Genomic DNA, 13,921 nt, shown 5'->3' with positions numbered 1-13,921 from the left:
CCGCGCCCCCGTCCTGCCTGGCAGGCTCCCACGACCGAGCAGGTCGGGTCGACGGCGAAAGGTGCGCAGTCCTTGAGATGTTCGGACGAAAAGTTTCAGGCGCCGTCGTCGGCCTTGGCCTCGTCGGCCTCCTTGCCCAACCGCGCCTCGACGGCCTGCGGCTCGTACATCTCCTCCACCACGCGCAGGTAGAGCTCGTTCGGGTTGGGCAGGTTCTTGACCTCGCGGAGCGCCTGCTCCTGACCCGCCGACTCCAGCACGAACGTGCCGTAGTTGAGGGCCCGGCCGGTCGGGGTCTGTTCGTACTTCATGTCGGTGACCCGGACCAGCGGCATCATCGCGACCCGGCGGGTGATGATGCCGTTGACCACCATCACCCGCTTGTTGGTCAGGATGAAGCGGTCGTACCACCAGTCGGCGACCCGCCAGGCGACCCAGCCCATCACCGCGAACCAGAGCAGCACCGCGATGGTGGTCAGCGCGCCGACGTCCCGCCCGGCGAGGAAGCCGGAGAGGTAGCCGAGCACGAACGTGGCCGCGATGCCGACGATGATCGGTGTGCTGAGGTGGATCCAGTGCCGCTTCCACTCGCCCCGGTAGCGCTCGGTGGGGAAGAGGTAGCGCGCGACCAGCGAGCTGGGCTCGTCCTCCAGGGGCAGCACCCGGCGCGGGGCCATGCCGGAGGCGTCGACCCGGAGACCGGCCAGCTCCTCCTCGGAGATCGGCTGCTCCGGATAGCCCTCCGGGTCACGCGCCCAGGCGCGACCGGAGCGACCCTCACCGGCGAAACCCGGTCCGTCGCCGAACGCGGCGCCGTCCGAGAGGGAGGGGCCGGCCCCGTAGCCGGGACCGGCGCCGTAGCCGGGACCGTCGTCCGGGTCGATCCGGGGGATCGGCTCGGTGTCGCGCTCCCGGCGTGCCCGGTCGGGATCGTCCGGGTCGAAGGGGGGACCGGAAGGGCTTCCCATGGCCGGCTAGGCGACCAGGTTGGTGAAGAAATCACCGAAGCCCTGCGCGATGTCCATGATGCCGCCACCGAGAGACTTGAACACGTCGGCCGCCGAGTTGGGTCGGTAGGCGACGAAGAAGATCAAGAATGCGATGCCGGCCCAGGTGAGGACCTTCTTGACCATAGCGGGCCATCCTCTCGCGCGGAGCCGGGTCCAAGTACCGCAGCGGCACCCAGAGTATCAGCATGGTGTCTTACCGTGAATATCTGCGTCCGTTCCCCGACTCGCCGGTGCCGGCCGGTCAGGCCTGCCCGTGCAGGTACGGGGACGGTGCGCCGTACACGAGCTCGGGCGGTGTCCACTCGGTGAGGTCGCACAGGACGACTTCTTCCGCGAGGAGGTGACCCGCGCTCGCCGGCCAGGCTATCGCATGGAGCCACATTCCCCGAGCCTCTCCGGCGTACGCGCTTCGATCCGTTTCGGACCGGACGAGCCACAGTGGAGTCGGATGGCCGGCCACCCGGATCTTCGCGTGCGGCACACGCTCCGGGTGACCAGGGCCGGGATCGGTCAGCGCCTCCTCGACCTGGGGGCCGGGATCGGGGCCGGGCAGTCCCGCGAAGCGGGATCCCAGGCCCACACCGGGCTCCTCGGCGACGAAGATGAGGTCGGCCGGTCCACCGTCGAGCGGCGCCGGGCCGGCGCAGGCGACCACCGTGGCCCGGATGCCGGCCCGGTCGTCGCCCACCCAGGCCACGCCGGTCAGCGTCCAACCCGGTGGGAGCGGCCACGGGCACCAGAGCGGCACGCCGGGCCGGTCGGGCGTGTCGCCGTCGGCGGCCACCCGCTCGACCACGCTCGCCATGATCTCGGCGCCGATATGCTCCGGCACGTGCAGGGGCGGGACCGGGCCGCAGCGCAGGCACCGGTACTCGCCGTGCATCAGGTCCGGCTCGCGTACCGGGCCCGCACATCTCGGACAACTCACCGCGACAGTCACGCCTTCACCGTCCCGCCGGGGCGGCGGGCCGTCAAGCGGGGCGGGCCGACGAACGTGGGATTTTCGCCCGGCGACACACCCGCGATCCGTCAGCCGGGCGGCGGCGGGCCGGCGTACGACCGGACCCAGGCGTGCATGGCGATGCCGCTGGCCACCCCCGCGTTGATCGAGCGGGTGGAGCCGTACTGGGCGATCGAGAACAGCGCGTCGCAGGCCGTCCGGGCCACCGGCGACAGCCCCGGTCCCTCCTGACCGAAGAGCAGCACGCAGCGGCGGGGCAGGACGGCGGTCTCCAGCGGCCGGGAGCCGGGCAGGTTGTCGATGCCGACCACCGGCAGCCGCTCCCCGGCCGCCCACGCGACGAACCCCTCGATCGTCGGGTGGTGCCGGACGTGCTGGTAGCGATCGGTCACCATGGCGCCCCGACGGTTCCACCGCCGGTGCCCGACGATGTGCACCTCGGCGGCGAGGAACGCGTTGGCGTTGCGGACCACGGTGCCGATGTTGAAGTCGTGCTGCCAGTTCTCGATCGCCACGTGGAAGTCGTGCCGCCGCCGGTCCAGGTCGGCCACCACGGCCTCGCGCCGCCAGTAGCGGTAGCGGTCCACCACGTTGCGCCGGTCGCCGGCGGCGAGCAGCTCCGGGTCGAGTCGCGGGTCGTCCGGCGGGTCACCGGTCCACGGCCCCACCCCCACGTCGAGCTGGTCGTCGGTCACGGTTGCCGAGGGTACGCACCCGGCGGCGCGCGCCGTCAGCGCAGGTCGAGCGCGCCGGCCAACCGGTCCAGGAACCGCCGGTCGGCGGGGCTGGGCGACGTCCCGCCGGCCCGGCACACCCGGGCGGCCACCGACTCCACCCACTGCCGGTACGCGGCGGAGTCGGCCGGGTCGGCCCGGCGGCGCAGCACGCGCACCGCGGCCCGGGCGGCGGCGAGCAGGTCGACCAGGTCGGTGAGGCGCTCGGCCCGGACGGCGGCCCCGTCGTGGCGCGCGTAGATGGCGGTGACCACCGCGCGGATCAGATCACTGTCGAAGGCGCGGCCGGCGGCCACCGCGTCCAGACCGGCCAGCCCGGCGGCGATTCCCCGTGGCGGGCGGCCCGGGCCGGGCGACGCGGCGGCGACGAGGACCCGGCCGGGCAGGTCGGTCAGCAGGTCCCACTCCGCCGCGGAGTAGGCGGCGGTGGTGAGCGGTGCGGCGCGGCGACCGGCAGAGGGCGGCTCTCCGGCGACGGAGTGGCTCATGGGGACCTCCAGCCAGAGCATATGCCCCGGAGGCCGGTCCGGGTCCCGTCCCCGGGGAACGGGACCGGGACCCGGTCGGCGGGGTGCCCGACTCAGCGCGGCTCGGGGAAGCTCGGGCGCTCCGGGTCGACGCCCTCCGGCACGGCGGCGGCCGCGTACTCCTGCTTCGGGACCATGACCTTGCGGCGGAAGACGCAGACCAGCGTGCCGTCCTGGTTGTAGCCGCGGGTCTCGACCGCGACCACGCCGCGGTCGGGCTTCGAGGCCGACTCGCGCTTGTCCAGCACGGTGGTCTCGCCGTAGATGGTGTCGCCGTGGAACGTCGGGGCGACGTGTCGCAGGGACTCGATCTCCAGGTTGGCGATCGCCTTGCCGCTCACGTCGGGCACGGACATGCCCAGCAGCAGCGAGTAGATGTAGTTGCCGACCACCACGTTGCGCTTGAACTGGGAGGCGGACCCGGCGTAGTGCGCGTCCAGGTGGAGCGGGTGGTGGTTCATGGTGAGCAGGCAGAAGAGGTGGTCGTCGTACTCGGTGACGGTCTTGCCCGGCCAGTGCCGGTAGACCGCGCCGACCTCGAACTCCTCGTAGTAGCGGCCGAACTGCATCCTGGTCCCTTCGACGGGCGGCGATGGAGTTCGGCACAGCATGCCTTACCGCTGGTTAAGGCAAGGGGCGGGGCGCTCGCGCGGTGGAAATGTCACACCGGGCGCCACCCGGGGGGAGACGCAATGAGCGGCGGGGCCCTCCCCGGCACCCGCCGCCCACGCTCTGATGTGAAAGATTCTGCCGTACGGGGCCAGGGTTCGACAGAGACCGGCGTCACATTTATCTTTTCGTAACAATACTCAGAGTTACCGCTCGCCTCCCCCCAAGCGATCTCCGCAGGCCGGATCACCGCTTGTCAGCACGCAAATTACCGATTCGTAGCGGCAACACAGCGTGATCTCCTTGGAAACGCTCCCATCACGTCCCGTCACGCAAATGCGTCCTGCACTTGCAAGCCGCACGATCTTGCGAACAGATAAGGTTCGATGTGCTGGAGGACACGTCCGGAGCGGTCAGCGTTTCGTCGCGCAGGTCACGGGAATTCTCACGGACCGACCCTGGTTCCACCGGACGTACGGCAATCCGCGGTGATCGGAGAGAGCACATGGCAACGGTTGAGCTGACCACGGCCAACTTCGACGAGGTGACCAGCCGGGACGGCATCGTCCTGCTCGACTTCTGGGCGGACTGGTGCGTTCCGTGCAAGCGCTTCGCCCCTGTCTACGAGCGCTCCTCGGAGAAGCACCCGGAGATCGTCTTCGGCAAGGTCGACACCGAGGCGCAGCAGGAGCTGGGGGCCAAGTTCAACATCAGCTCCATCCCGACCGTGATGGCGATCCGCGACGGCGTCATCGTGTTCGCCCAGCCGGGCGCGCTGCCCGAGTCGGCGCTGGAGAACCTCATCGAGCAGGTCGAGCAGCTGGACATGGACGACGTCCGCAAGAAGCTGGCCGAGCACAAGCACTGAGCACGGCGCGTCTTCCGCCGCCGGCCGGGCCCCGTTCGCGGGACCGGCCGGCGGCGTTTCGCGTACCGGGGTGACCGGCGGGACGGGCAGTGGGAAATGGCCAACTGAGGGACAGTTCCGGACGGTTCACTCCCGTATCGTCACGACCTGATGGAGACCTTGACCGCACGCGGGCGCGCCGTCCGGCTCGGCGCCACCCTGCTCGGGATGGCGCTGCTCCTGCTCGGCACCGTGCACGGCACGGACGACGATTTCCCGTTCGGGCCGTTCCGGATGTATTCCACCTCCGACCCGCCGGACGCGCCGGCCCCCGACACCCGGGTCGAGGGCGTCGACGAGAGCGGCGCCGTGGTCCCGCTCGGCCAGGACGCCACCGGCATCCGCCGCGCCGAGATCGAGGGCCAGCAGGACCGGTACGCCGCCGATCCCAGCCTGCTGCGCACCGTCGCCGAGGCGTACGCGGAACGCCATCCCGGCGCGCCGGCGCTGGTGGAGGTGCGCATCGTGGTCCGCCTGCACGACATCCGGGGCGGACGCCCGACCGGCGGGTGGACCGACCGCACGGCCGTACGCTGGGACACCGCCGGATGACCGGCTGGCTCACCGAGGCGGTGCCGCGCGGCCGGGTCGCCGCGTTCCGCACGCTCGTCTACCTGTTCGTCGCCGCCGACCTGGTCGTCTTCACCCCCTGGGTCCGCACCCGCGTCGACGTGCCCGGCGACCTCTACCAGCCGCTGCTCGTCGGCCGGCTGCTGCCGCTGCCCACGCCCACCCCCGCCCTGGTCGGCGTGGTCTTCTGGGTGCTGCTGGTGGCCGCGCTGCTGGCCGCGACCGGCCGCGCGCCGCGGCTGCTCGGCTGGACGGTCTTCGCGCTCTACTTCGAGTGGATGATCGTGGCGATGAGCTACGGCAAGGTCGACCACGACCGGTTCGGGCTCCTGGTGGCGCTGGCCGCGCTGCCCACCGCCGGCCGGGCCCGGCACGGCGACCCGACCCGCACCGAGGCGGGCGGCTGGGCGCTGCGGGTCACCCAGATCGCGGTCATCTGCACCTACTTCCTGGCCGCCTGGGCGAAGTTCCGCTTCGGCGGTCTCGACTGGGCCACCGGCTCGGTGCTGGCCCGGGCGATCATCCGCCGCGGCACCGACCTCGCCGACCTGATCGCGCAGGTGCCGCACCTGCTGATCGTGGCCCAGTTCGGCATCCTGGCGTTCGAGCTGCTCAGCCCGCTGGTGTTCGTGCTCCCCGCACGGTGGCGGACGGCCATGGTGGGCTTCTTCTACTCGTTCCACCTGGTGACCGTCGCGACCATCACCATCTCGTTCGCGCCGCACCTGGTGGCGATGACCGCGTTCCTGCCGCTGGAGAAGGTCCGCCCGGTGGTGTTCGCCCGCCGCCTGCGCCGCCACCCCACCCCACCACCGTCCTCCCCACCCGCCACGGTGATCAAGGAGTTCGCGTCTCCGCAGAGATCGACGCCGATACAAACTCCTTGATCACCCCACGCTGGGGTTGGGGGTGGGAGTGGGAGGGTCAGGGGGTGGGGTCGGGGCGGCCGGTGGGGCCGTAGAGGCGTTCGCGGGCCTCCTGGGGCAGCGCGCACGCGGCGGTGCCGCCGGGCAGCCGGTGCCGGTTGCGGGCCACCCAGCGGTACGCGGGCCAGGCCGCGGCGCGTACCGGCGGCAGCCGCAGCCCACCCCCGGCGACGCGCCAGAGCGGCCCGCTGTCGCCGAGCAGCCGCGCGATGGCGTCCGGCCCGGCGGCCCGGGAGCCGTCGGCGCCCACCCACTGCACCGCCTCCTCGCACTCGGCCTCCGTCAGGCCCAGCGCCGCCAGGTCGGCGAACTGCCACGGGACCACCCGGGCCCCGGTGGGGATACGACGTTCGATGAACTGCGCGCACCGGGTGCAGAAGGCGCAGTCGCCGTCGTACACGAAGGTCGACGTCTCCATGCGTCCATCCTGCACCCGCGTCGGTCGCGACGGCACGCGGTGTCCGGCGCGTCACTTGCGCTTCGTTCGTACACGTGTTCGAATGAACGCCATGCGCTGGGACAACCTCTCCGCTCCCCCGGACGAGGGGACTCCTGACCGGGCAGCGCCGGCGGCTCCACCCCTGCCGCTGGCGCTGCCCCACGCGGTCGTCCGCACGTTCGACACCCCCGACTTCGCCGGCATGACGTTCTACGAGGTGCAGGCCAAGTCGATCATCAACCGGGTGCCCGGTCAGTCGCGCGTGCCGTTCGAGTGGACGGTCAACCCCTACCGTGGCTGTTCCCACGCCTGCACCTACTGCCTGGCCGGCGACACGCCGATCCTGATGGCCGACGGGCGCACCCGGCCGATCAGCGAGCTGACGCCCGGCGACCGGATCTACGGCACTCAACGGCGCGGCGCCTACCGGCACTACGTCGTCACCACCGTGCTCGACGCCTGGTCGACGGTGAAGCGGGCCTACCGGGTCACCCTGGCCGACGGCACCACGCTGGTGGCCAGCGGCGACCACCGCTTCCTCACCGAACGCGGCTGGAAGCACGTCACCGGCGGCATGCGCGGCGGCGCGCGGCGCCCGCACCTGACCACCCGCAACCGCCTGCTCGGCACCGGCCGGTTCGCCGTCGCGCCGAAGCGTTCCACCGACTACCACCGGGGTTACCTGCACGCGCTGGTCCGCGACGCCGACCGACGCCGGCTGCCCCGGCACGAGGCGGAGGCCGACGGCCCGCGCCTCCGCTTCCGGCTGCGCACCGTCGAGGCGGAGGCGCTGGAGCGGGCCGAGCGGTTCCTCGCCGACGCCGGGGTCGACGTCGAGCGGACGACCGGGCGACCGGCGCGGCGGTTGACCACCCTGCGCACGGTGGGGCCGGTCCGGGCCGAGGTCGTCGCCGCGCTGGTGCGGCCACCCGACGAGCCGACCGACGACTGGCGGCACGGCTTCCTGGCCGGCATGTTCGACGCCGCCGGCAGCTGCCGCCGGGGCGTGTTCCGGATCGGCGTCACCGACGACGAGAGCCGACGCCACACGGTCGAGGCGCTCAACCGGCTCGACTTCCGGTGGGCGCTCGACGATGCCGGCAACCGCAACGGGGGGCTCCAGATCCGGCTGACCGGCGGCCTGCCGGAGCGGCTGCGCTTCTTCCACCTGACCGACCCGGCGGTCACCGACCGCCGCTCGATCGAGGGCACGGCGCTCAAGTGCGCGGCGCGGCTCCAGATCACATCCATCGAGGACCTCGGGCTGGAGCTGCCGCTGTGGGACATCACCACCGGCACCGGCGACTTCATCGCCAACGGGGTGGTCAGCCACAACTGCTTCGCCCGCAACACCCACACCTACCTCGACCTGGACGCCGGGGCCGACTTCGACCGCAAGGTGATCGTCAAGGTCAACGCCGGCGAACTGGTCCGGCGCGAGCTGGCCGCCCCACGCTGGCGGGGCGCGCACGTCGCCATGGGCACCAACGTGGACTGCTACCAGCGGGCCGAGGGGCGCTACCACCTCATGCCGCCGATCCTGGCGGCGCTGCGCGACTTCGCCAACCCGTTCTCGATCCTGACCAAGGGCACCCTGCTACTGCGCGACCTGCCCCTGTTGCGCCAGGCCGCCGAGGTGACCCGGGTCGGGCTGTCCTACTCGGTGGGTTTCGTGGACGAGACGCTCTGGCGCCTGGCCGAGCCGGGCACACCGAGTCCGCGCCGCCGGTTGGACGCGGTCCGCCGGCTCACCGACGCCGGCTTCCCGGTCGGCGTGCTGATGGCCCCGGTCCTGCCCGGCCTCAGCGACGACGAGGAGTCGATCGACGCCACCGTCGCGGCGATCGCCGCCTCCGGGGCCGTCGACGTGACGCCGCTGCCCCTGCACCTGCGCCCCGGCGCCCGGGAGTGGTACGCACGCTGGCTGGCCCGCGAGTTCCCCCACCTGGTGCCCCGCTACCGCCAGCTCTACCAGGCCGGGGCGTACGCGCCACAGGCGTACCAGCGGGAGGTGACCGCGCGGGTCCGGATGGCGGCCCGCCGGCACGGCCTGCACCGCGGTGAGGTCGGCGACAACCGGCGGCTGCCCGACACCGCGCCACCGGCACCGGCCGCCGAACAGCTCGCCCTGCTGTGACCGGGCCGGCGGGTTAGTCTCGGTGGATGCGGTCCGCCCAGCAGCTCCTCGCCGACTCCGCCGTGATCGCCGTCGTCGGGGCCTCCCGTGACCCGGGCAAGGCCGCGCATCGGGTGCCGTTGGAGATGCAGCGGCACGGGTGGCGGATCATCCCGGTGAACCCGACCGTGGACGAGTTGTTCGGCGAGAAGGCGTACCCGACGCTTGCCGACATCCCGCACCCGGTCGATCTGGTGGACGTGTTCCGCCCGGCGCCTGACGCGGTCGAGGTGGTCCGGCAGGCGGTGGCGATCGGCGCGCCGGCGGTCTGGTTGCAGCTCGGGATCGTCTCCGCCGAGGCGCGTCGGATCGCCGAGGCGGCCGGCATCGACTACGTCGAGGACAGGTGCCTCATCGTGGAGCGGGCCGCGGCCGGCCTGACCCGGCACGGCTGACCGTTTCGACAGGCGACTCACGGCCGAAGATCAGGTCGAGCTGGGCGTCCAGCGCGACAAGCGCGGTCTCCGGCGAGTAGTGGCCGCCGAGCACGTGGATGCCGAGCCCTTCCAGCACGGCGAGCAGGCCGACGGCGGCCGGCTCCGGCTCCACCCGGCCGGCCGTGGCCAGCGGTGACCTGGCGATCTGGTCCGCGACGAACGCCCGCAGCGCCGCCGTGTCGTCGTGCAGCGCGGCGGCCACGGCGGGCCGGACGGCGGTGTAGGCGAGGAAGGCCAGGGCCACCCGGCCGTCCGCCAGTCGTTCCTCGTCCAGCGGCAGCAGCTCGGTCAGCATGGCCCGGAGCAGTGCCCGGGGTGGCGGCGTCGCGCCGAGCGCCTCGACCGCCCGACGGATCCGGGTCTCGTTGCGCTCGCTCACCACGGCGAGCGCGAAGACCATCATCTCGTCCCGGGTACGGAAGTAGTGCTGCACCATCCCGGCACTGACCTGGGCCGCGGCTGCCACGTGGCGCAGGCTGACCGCCTCCAGCCCCTGCTCGGCCGCGACCCGCATCAACGCGTCCGCGATCAGCGCTCGGCGCTCCCGGTGGTCCACCCGTTTCGGCATGCCTCCATGTTTTCACAATACAACTGCATTGACACGTCGGCCGCGACACCTTTACCTTGCAACTGTATTGCAAAAACGAGGAGGGCGACGATGAGGCTGATCCGACGGGTCGTGGCGTACGAGTGGGGCATGTGGCGCAGCCTGGCCCGGTGGGTGCTGCGCCGCCCCTACCCGGTGGCGGCCGGCGCGACGACGTTCGCGTACGTCGGCGGCGTACAGCCGATCCTGCTGGCCTTCATCGTCATGTCCGCGGTCGAGATCCCGATCCTGGACGTGATCCTGCGGCACACCGTCGACTCGCCGACGATCCGGCACGCCGCCGTCGGGCTCGGCGTCTGGGGTCTGCTGTGGATGTTCGGGCTGATGGCCAGCCTCCGGATCCACCCGCACGTGGTCGACGGCGACGGCCTGCGGGTGCGCAACGGCGTCTCGCTCGACGTCACGATCCCGTGGGCCGCCGTCGCCGACGTGGCGGTCCGCCGCCGGTCGCTGCCGTCCAGCCGCGCGGTCCGGTACGACGAGGACGACCCGACGGTGCTCAACCTCTGCGTCGGCAGCCAGACGGCGATCGACCTGGTGCTGCGGGAACCGCTGTCGGTGCCGCTGCCGAGCGGGCCGAGCACCCCGGTCCGGGAGATCCGGATGTACGCGGACGACCCGGCCGCGCTTGTCGAGCACGCCCGCCGACACCTTGCCGCCGACCCCGTCGCGCGCCGGCCGAAGCGTTGAGAGGGGGCCCCTTCTCTACCGGAAACGTTAAGAGGGGGCCCGTCCTTCAGAGCTTGTACTCCTTGAGCAGGCCGCGGGAGATGATTGTCTTCTGGATCTCCGAGGTGCCCTCGCCGATCAGCAGGAACGGGGCCTCCCGCATCAGGCGCTCGATCTCGTACTCCTTGGAGTAGCCGTAGCCGCCGTGGATCCGGAACGCCTCCTGGACCACCTCGGCGCAGTACTCCGAGGCGAGCAGCTTGGCCATGCCGGCCTCGACGTCGTTGCGCTGGCCGGCGTCCTTGAGCCGGGCCGCGTTGACCATGAGCGCGTGCGCGGCCTCGATCTTGGTGCCCATCTCGGCGAGCTTGAACGCGATCGCCTGGTGCCGGGCCAGCGGCTGGCCGAACGTCTTGCGCTGCTGGGCGTACGCGACGGCCAGCTCGAACGCGCGGATCGAGATGCCGCAGGCGCGGGCCGCCACGTTGACGCGGCCGACCTCGATGCCGTCCATCATCTGGTAGAAGCCACGGCCGACCTGCTCCTCGCCGCCGAGCACGGCGGAGGCGGGGACGGCGACGCCGTCGAGCACCATCTCGGTGGTCTCGACGCCCTTGTAGCCCATCTTGTCGATCTTGCCGGGGATGGTCAGGCCGGGCGCGGTCTCGCCGAACCCGGGCTCCTTCTCCAGCAGGAACGTGCTCATGTTGCCGTAGACCGAGTCGGCCCCGGTGTCGGTCTTGACCAGGGTGGCCACCACCGAGGAGTACGCGCCGTTGGTCAGCCACATCTTCTGGCCGTTGAGCACGAAGGTGTCGCCGTCGCGGACCGCCTTCGACTTGATCGCCGAGACGTCCGAGCCGCACTCCGGCTCCGACATGGAGAACGCGCCGCGCACCTCGCCGGTCGCCATCTTCGGCAGCAGGCGGGCCTTCTGGTCGGCCGAGCCGTGCTGCGAGATCAGGTACGCCACGATGAAGTGCGTGTTGACGATGCCGGAGATCGACATCCAGCCCCGGGACAGCTCCTCGACCACCAGCGCGTAGGTCAGCAGCGACTCGCCGAGACCGCCGTACTCCTCGTCGATGGTGAGGCCGAACAGCCCCATCTCGCGCATCCCGTCGAGGATGTCGGTCGGGTACTCGTCGGCGTGCTCAAGCCGCTGGGCGTGCGGAATGATCTCCTTGTCGGCGAACTCCCGGACCGTTTCCAGGATCGACCGCTGCACATCGGTCAGGCCGGGCGTCTGGGCGAGTCGGGCCATCTCAGCCTCCGGGGTCGGCGCATTACTCATGGGTAACTGAACGCTCGGTCAGTATCGGCCCCGCAACCGGCCGCGCCAAGGTGACCAGTCCACACAACCGCTGTGAAAAGGTTCACCGCTGCGGGTAGCGTCCGCAAGAGAAAGGGCGGTTGACCTGCGGATCCGAGGGGGCCGGCGTGACCGACGAGCAGCCACCGTCGCCGTACGAGCCACCGGACCGCGGCCAGCCGCACGGGCCGCAACCGTCGTACGGGCACCAGCCGCAGTGGGGACAGCAGCCGCCGTACGCCCCGCAGCCGCCCTACGGCCAGTACGGCCCGCCCGGCGAGGGCCCGCGCCCGCGCGGCGGCCCCAACGTGCTCGCCATCCTGTCACTGGTCTTCGCGTTCGTCTTCGCGCCCGCCGGCATCGTCTGCGGCCACCTGGCCAAGCGGCAGATCCGGCAGACCGGCGAGGAGGGCGACCAGCTCGCCACCTGGGGGCTGATCCTCAGCTACGTCTTCACCGCGCTCGGCCTGCTGGTCTGCTGCGGCTGGATCGGGCTGGCGATCTGGGCCAACGCCGACAACAACGGCTACTGACGCGTCAGCGGAACTGCGCCTCCCGGACGCTGTTGCCGCCGTCGACCACCAGCATCTGCCCGGTGATGTACGACGCGGCCGGCGAGCAGAGGAACGCGATCGCGGCGGCCACCTCGTCCGGCAGGCCGGGTCGGCCCACCGGCGTGCCGAGCCCCTGCTTGATCTCGGCCATGGTGGACGCGGCGGTGTGGATGATGCCCGGTGCCACCGCGTTCACGGTCACCCCGTCGGCGATCATCTCCATCGCCAGCGCCCGGGTCAGCCCCACCACGCCGGCCTTGGCCGCCGCGTAGCCCGCCTCGGTGGGCAGCGCGTTGACCGGACCGGCGGTGGCGGCCAGGTTGACGATCCGCCCCCAGCCGCGTTCCGACATCCCGTTGATGAACGCGCGGCTGCACAGGAACGCGGTGGTCAGGTTGCGGTCGATCTCGCCGCGCCACTCGTCGTAGGTCAACTGGGCCACCGGCCGCAGCACCTCCGGGCTGGCCCGGCTGGCCAGTCCCGCGTTGTTGACCAGCACCTCGACGTCGCCGAGCTGCTCGGCCACCGCGTCGGCGAGCGCGCCCACCTCCGACTCGTCGGTGAGGTCGGCGACGAAACCGGTGACGCCCAGCTCCTCGGCGCGGTCGTGGATCCGTCGGGTGGTCGACACGATCGCCACCCGGGCGCCCAGGTCGGCCAGCCGGCGCGCGGTCGCGTACCCGATGCCGTCCGCGCTGCCCGCGCCGGTCACCAGCGCGACCCGGCCGTCCAGCCGCATGGTGGCCGGTTCCGGGAGCGGTGCGGCCCGTTCCTGGTCGGCGGCGCCCGCCGGCTCGCCGGCGCGCGGGCGGCGCACCGACCCCGGCCGGCTCGTGTCCCGTCGCGACCGACCCCCACGCGCGTCAAGTGCCATGTCGAGGATCCTGCCCGCTGTGGACCTTCCGGGCAATGCGGCACCCGGAAAGGGGGTGCTCCGGGTTTTCCGGTGGTGGCTACCCTGACCCGGACCACGTACCTGGAGATGATCAGATGAGCTATCCCCCGCCGCCCGGTGGCTGGCACGACCCCTCGGCCGGGCCGCAGTCGAGCCCGCCGGTCGACCCCTACGCGCCCGAGGACCCGTACGCGGTCGGGAAGTCGCCCTACGCGCCCCCGCCCGGCGACCCGTACGCGGCGGCCGGCTACCCGCCGGCCGGCTATCCCCCGCCGGGCGCGTACCCGCCGCCCGTGCACCCCGGTTACGCGCCGCCGGCGAGCCGGACGAACACGCTGGCCATCGTGGCGCTGGTGCTCTCGCTGGTCGGCCTCACGTCCTGCATCACCGCGCCGATCGGCGCGATCATGGGGCACGTGGCCCAGCGGCAGATCCGGGAGACCGGCGAGCAGGGCGAGGGGATGGCGAAGGCGGCCATCATCGTCGGCTGGATCCTCACCGCCCTGCTGGTCGCCGGCATCATCTTCTACATCGTGATGATCGCGATCGCCATCAACTCGGACAGCTCCACCAACTACTGACCCGACC

Annotated in this window: 18 protein-coding genes; 8 read left to right on the top strand and 10 right to left on the bottom strand. The window is 72.0% G+C overall.

Translation table 11 applies throughout. The features are described from left to right. Nucleotides 1-95: 95 nt before the first annotated feature. The 6 genes from ACLQ2W_RS06740 to ACLQ2W_RS06715 all read right to left on the bottom strand — a co-directional run bounded on the left by ACLQ2W_RS06740 (nucleotide 96) and on the right by ACLQ2W_RS06715 (nucleotide 3,801). On the bottom strand, nucleotides 96-968 hold the full coding sequence (locus tag ACLQ2W_RS06740) for a PH domain-containing protein (RefSeq protein WP_405092302.1): 873 nt from the start codon (nucleotides 966-968) through the stop codon (nucleotides 96-98). Nucleotides 969-974: 6 nt separating this feature from the next. Continuing rightward, nucleotides 975-1,133: a hypothetical protein gene (locus tag ACLQ2W_RS06735; RefSeq protein ID WP_013283898.1), complete on the bottom strand. Its 159-nt coding sequence runs from the start codon at nucleotides 1,131-1,133 to the stop codon at nucleotides 975-977. Nucleotides 1,134-1,251: 118 nt separating this feature from the next. Then, complete coding sequence (locus ACLQ2W_RS06730) at nucleotides 1,252-1,950, bottom strand: DUF6758 family protein (RefSeq protein ID WP_425785660.1); 699 nt, start codon at nucleotides 1,948-1,950, stop codon at nucleotides 1,252-1,254. Nucleotides 1,951-2,039: 89 nt separating this feature from the next. Continuing rightward, a complete protein-coding gene (locus tag ACLQ2W_RS06725; RefSeq protein ID WP_425785659.1) occupies nucleotides 2,040-2,666 on the bottom strand; it encodes a TrmH family RNA methyltransferase in 627 nt (208 codons plus the stop codon). A gap of 35 nt (nucleotides 2,667-2,701) precedes the next feature. Beyond that, nucleotides 2,702-3,193 (bottom strand): hypothetical protein, encoded by a 492-nt coding sequence (locus ACLQ2W_RS06720; protein WP_405092299.1) that lies wholly within the window; start codon nucleotides 3,191-3,193, stop codon nucleotides 2,702-2,704. 92 nt (nucleotides 3,194-3,285) lie between these two features. Then, nucleotides 3,286-3,801 (bottom strand): MaoC family dehydratase, encoded by a 516-nt coding sequence (locus ACLQ2W_RS06715; protein ID WP_281943094.1) that lies wholly within the window; start codon nucleotides 3,799-3,801, stop codon nucleotides 3,286-3,288. 545 nt (nucleotides 3,802-4,346) lie between these two features. Here ACLQ2W_RS06715 and ACLQ2W_RS06710 point away from each other — a divergent pair. From ACLQ2W_RS06710 to ACLQ2W_RS06700, 3 genes are all read left to right on the top strand, one after another. Beyond that, nucleotides 4,347-4,709 carry a thioredoxin family protein gene (locus ACLQ2W_RS06710; RefSeq protein WP_425785658.1) on the top strand — a complete coding sequence of 121 codons (363 nt, stop codon included), beginning with the start codon at nucleotides 4,347-4,349 and terminating at the stop codon, nucleotides 4,707-4,709. Nucleotides 4,710-4,859: 150 nt separating this feature from the next. Then, nucleotides 4,860-5,300, top strand: a complete 441-nt coding sequence (locus tag ACLQ2W_RS06705) for a hypothetical protein (RefSeq protein ID WP_425785657.1) — start codon at nucleotides 4,860-4,862, stop codon at nucleotides 5,298-5,300. Then, nucleotides 5,297-6,205, top strand: coding sequence for an MFS transporter permease (locus ACLQ2W_RS06700; protein WP_425785656.1), 909 nt, complete (start codon nucleotides 5,297-5,299; stop codon nucleotides 6,203-6,205). The genes ACLQ2W_RS06705 and ACLQ2W_RS06700 overlap by 4 nt, the downstream gene beginning before the upstream one ends. A 37-nt stretch (nucleotides 6,206-6,242) precedes the next feature. Here ACLQ2W_RS06700 and ACLQ2W_RS06695 read toward each other — a convergent pair whose 3' ends face one another. After that, nucleotides 6,243-6,662, bottom strand: a complete 420-nt coding sequence (locus ACLQ2W_RS06695; RefSeq protein WP_405092297.1) for a thiol-disulfide oxidoreductase DCC family protein — start codon at nucleotides 6,660-6,662, stop codon at nucleotides 6,243-6,245. Between ACLQ2W_RS06695 and ACLQ2W_RS06690 the strand changes: the two genes are divergently transcribed. Continuing rightward, nucleotides 6,598-8,820 carry an intein-containing Rv2578c family radical SAM protein gene (locus ACLQ2W_RS06690; RefSeq protein WP_425785655.1) on the top strand — a complete coding sequence of 741 codons (2,223 nt, stop codon included), beginning with the start codon at nucleotides 6,598-6,600 and terminating at the stop codon, nucleotides 8,818-8,820. The genes ACLQ2W_RS06695 and ACLQ2W_RS06690 overlap by 65 nt on opposite strands. A 26-nt stretch (nucleotides 8,821-8,846) precedes the next feature. Beyond that, nucleotides 8,847-9,254, top strand: coding sequence for a CoA-binding protein (locus ACLQ2W_RS06685; RefSeq protein WP_405092295.1), 408 nt, complete (start codon nucleotides 8,847-8,849; stop codon nucleotides 9,252-9,254). Here the strand turns inward: ACLQ2W_RS06685 and ACLQ2W_RS06680 are convergent. After that, nucleotides 9,211-9,864: a TetR/AcrR family transcriptional regulator gene (locus ACLQ2W_RS06680; RefSeq protein WP_425785654.1), complete on the bottom strand. Its 654-nt coding sequence runs from the start codon at nucleotides 9,862-9,864 to the stop codon at nucleotides 9,211-9,213. The two genes, ACLQ2W_RS06685 and ACLQ2W_RS06680, sit on opposite strands and share 44 nt — an antisense overlap. Nucleotides 9,865-9,954: 90 nt before the next feature. On the opposite strand from ACLQ2W_RS06680, the gene ACLQ2W_RS06675 reads away from it, so the two are divergent. Further along, nucleotides 9,955-10,593: a PH domain-containing protein gene (locus tag ACLQ2W_RS06675; RefSeq protein WP_425785653.1), complete on the top strand. Its 639-nt coding sequence runs from the start codon at nucleotides 9,955-9,957 to the stop codon at nucleotides 10,591-10,593. Nucleotides 10,594-10,639: 46 nt separating this feature from the next. Here ACLQ2W_RS06675 and ACLQ2W_RS06670 read toward each other — a convergent pair whose 3' ends face one another. Then, nucleotides 10,640-11,836: an acyl-CoA dehydrogenase family protein gene (locus ACLQ2W_RS06670; RefSeq protein ID WP_425785652.1), complete on the bottom strand. Its 1,197-nt coding sequence runs from the start codon at nucleotides 11,834-11,836 to the stop codon at nucleotides 10,640-10,642. Between the two features lie 176 nt (nucleotides 11,837-12,012). On the opposite strand from ACLQ2W_RS06670, the gene ACLQ2W_RS06665 reads away from it, so the two are divergent. Then, nucleotides 12,013-12,417: a DUF4190 domain-containing protein gene (locus ACLQ2W_RS06665; protein ID WP_405092291.1), complete on the top strand. Its 405-nt coding sequence runs from the start codon at nucleotides 12,013-12,015 to the stop codon at nucleotides 12,415-12,417. Nucleotides 12,418-12,421: 4 nt separating this feature from the next. On the opposite strand, the gene ACLQ2W_RS06660 is transcribed toward ACLQ2W_RS06665, so the two are convergent. Further along, nucleotides 12,422-13,312 (bottom strand): SDR family NAD(P)-dependent oxidoreductase, encoded by an 891-nt coding sequence (locus tag ACLQ2W_RS06660; RefSeq protein WP_281943110.1) that lies wholly within the window; start codon nucleotides 13,310-13,312, stop codon nucleotides 12,422-12,424. Nucleotides 13,313-13,428: 116 nt separating this feature from the next. Between ACLQ2W_RS06660 and ACLQ2W_RS06655 the strand changes: the two genes are divergently transcribed. Next, on the top strand, nucleotides 13,429-13,914 hold the full coding sequence (locus ACLQ2W_RS06655; RefSeq protein ID WP_425785651.1) for a DUF4190 domain-containing protein: 486 nt from the start codon (nucleotides 13,429-13,431) through the stop codon (nucleotides 13,912-13,914). Nucleotides 13,915-13,921 lie beyond the last annotated feature (7 nt).

The organism is Micromonospora sp. DT227, from assembly GCF_049841835.1.
Taxonomy (GTDB): Bacteria; Actinomycetota; Actinomycetes; order Mycobacteriales; family Micromonosporaceae; genus Micromonospora.
The sequence above is the reverse complement of the archived record's forward strand: the minus strand, read 5'-3'. Positions and strand labels throughout refer to the sequence as shown.

Coding starts and splice junctions, on each gene's coding strand:
- ACLQ2W_RS06740 (WP_405092302.1), bottom strand. CDS start 968: ATGGGAAGCCCTTCCGGTCCCCCCTTCGACCCGGACGATCCCGACCGG.
- ACLQ2W_RS06735 (WP_013283898.1), bottom strand. CDS start 1,133: ATGGTCAAGAAGGTCCTCACCTGGGCCGGCATCGCATTCTTGATCTTC.
- ACLQ2W_RS06720 (WP_405092299.1), bottom strand. CDS start 3,193: ATGAGCCACTCCGTCGCCGGAGAGCCGCCCTCTGCCGGTCGCCGCGCC.
- ACLQ2W_RS06715 (WP_281943094.1), bottom strand. CDS start 3,801: ATGCAGTTCGGCCGCTACTACGAGGAGTTCGAGGTCGGCGCGGTCTAC.
- ACLQ2W_RS06710 (WP_425785658.1), top strand. CDS start 4,347: ATGGCAACGGTTGAGCTGACCACGGCCAACTTCGACGAGGTGACCAGC.
- ACLQ2W_RS06705 (WP_425785657.1), top strand. CDS start 4,860: ATGGAGACCTTGACCGCACGCGGGCGCGCCGTCCGGCTCGGCGCCACC.
- ACLQ2W_RS06700 (WP_425785656.1), top strand. CDS start 5,297: ATGACCGGCTGGCTCACCGAGGCGGTGCCGCGCGGCCGGGTCGCCGCG.
- ACLQ2W_RS06690 (WP_425785655.1), top strand. CDS start 6,598: ATGAACTGCGCGCACCGGGTGCAGAAGGCGCAGTCGCCGTCGTACACG.
- ACLQ2W_RS06695 (WP_405092297.1), bottom strand. CDS start 6,662: ATGGAGACGTCGACCTTCGTGTACGACGGCGACTGCGCCTTCTGCACC.
- ACLQ2W_RS06685 (WP_405092295.1), top strand. CDS start 8,847: ATGCGGTCCGCCCAGCAGCTCCTCGCCGACTCCGCCGTGATCGCCGTC.
- ACLQ2W_RS06680 (WP_425785654.1), bottom strand. CDS start 9,864: ATGCCGAAACGGGTGGACCACCGGGAGCGCCGAGCGCTGATCGCGGAC.
- ACLQ2W_RS06675 (WP_425785653.1), top strand. CDS start 9,955: ATGAGGCTGATCCGACGGGTCGTGGCGTACGAGTGGGGCATGTGGCGC.
- ACLQ2W_RS06670 (WP_425785652.1), bottom strand. CDS start 11,836: ATGGCCCGACTCGCCCAGACGCCCGGCCTGACCGATGTGCAGCGGTCG.
- ACLQ2W_RS06660 (WP_281943110.1), bottom strand. CDS start 13,312: ATGGCACTTGACGCGCGTGGGGGTCGGTCGCGACGGGACACGAGCCGG.
- ACLQ2W_RS06655 (WP_425785651.1), top strand. CDS start 13,429: ATGAGCTATCCCCCGCCGCCCGGTGGCTGGCACGACCCCTCGGCCGGG.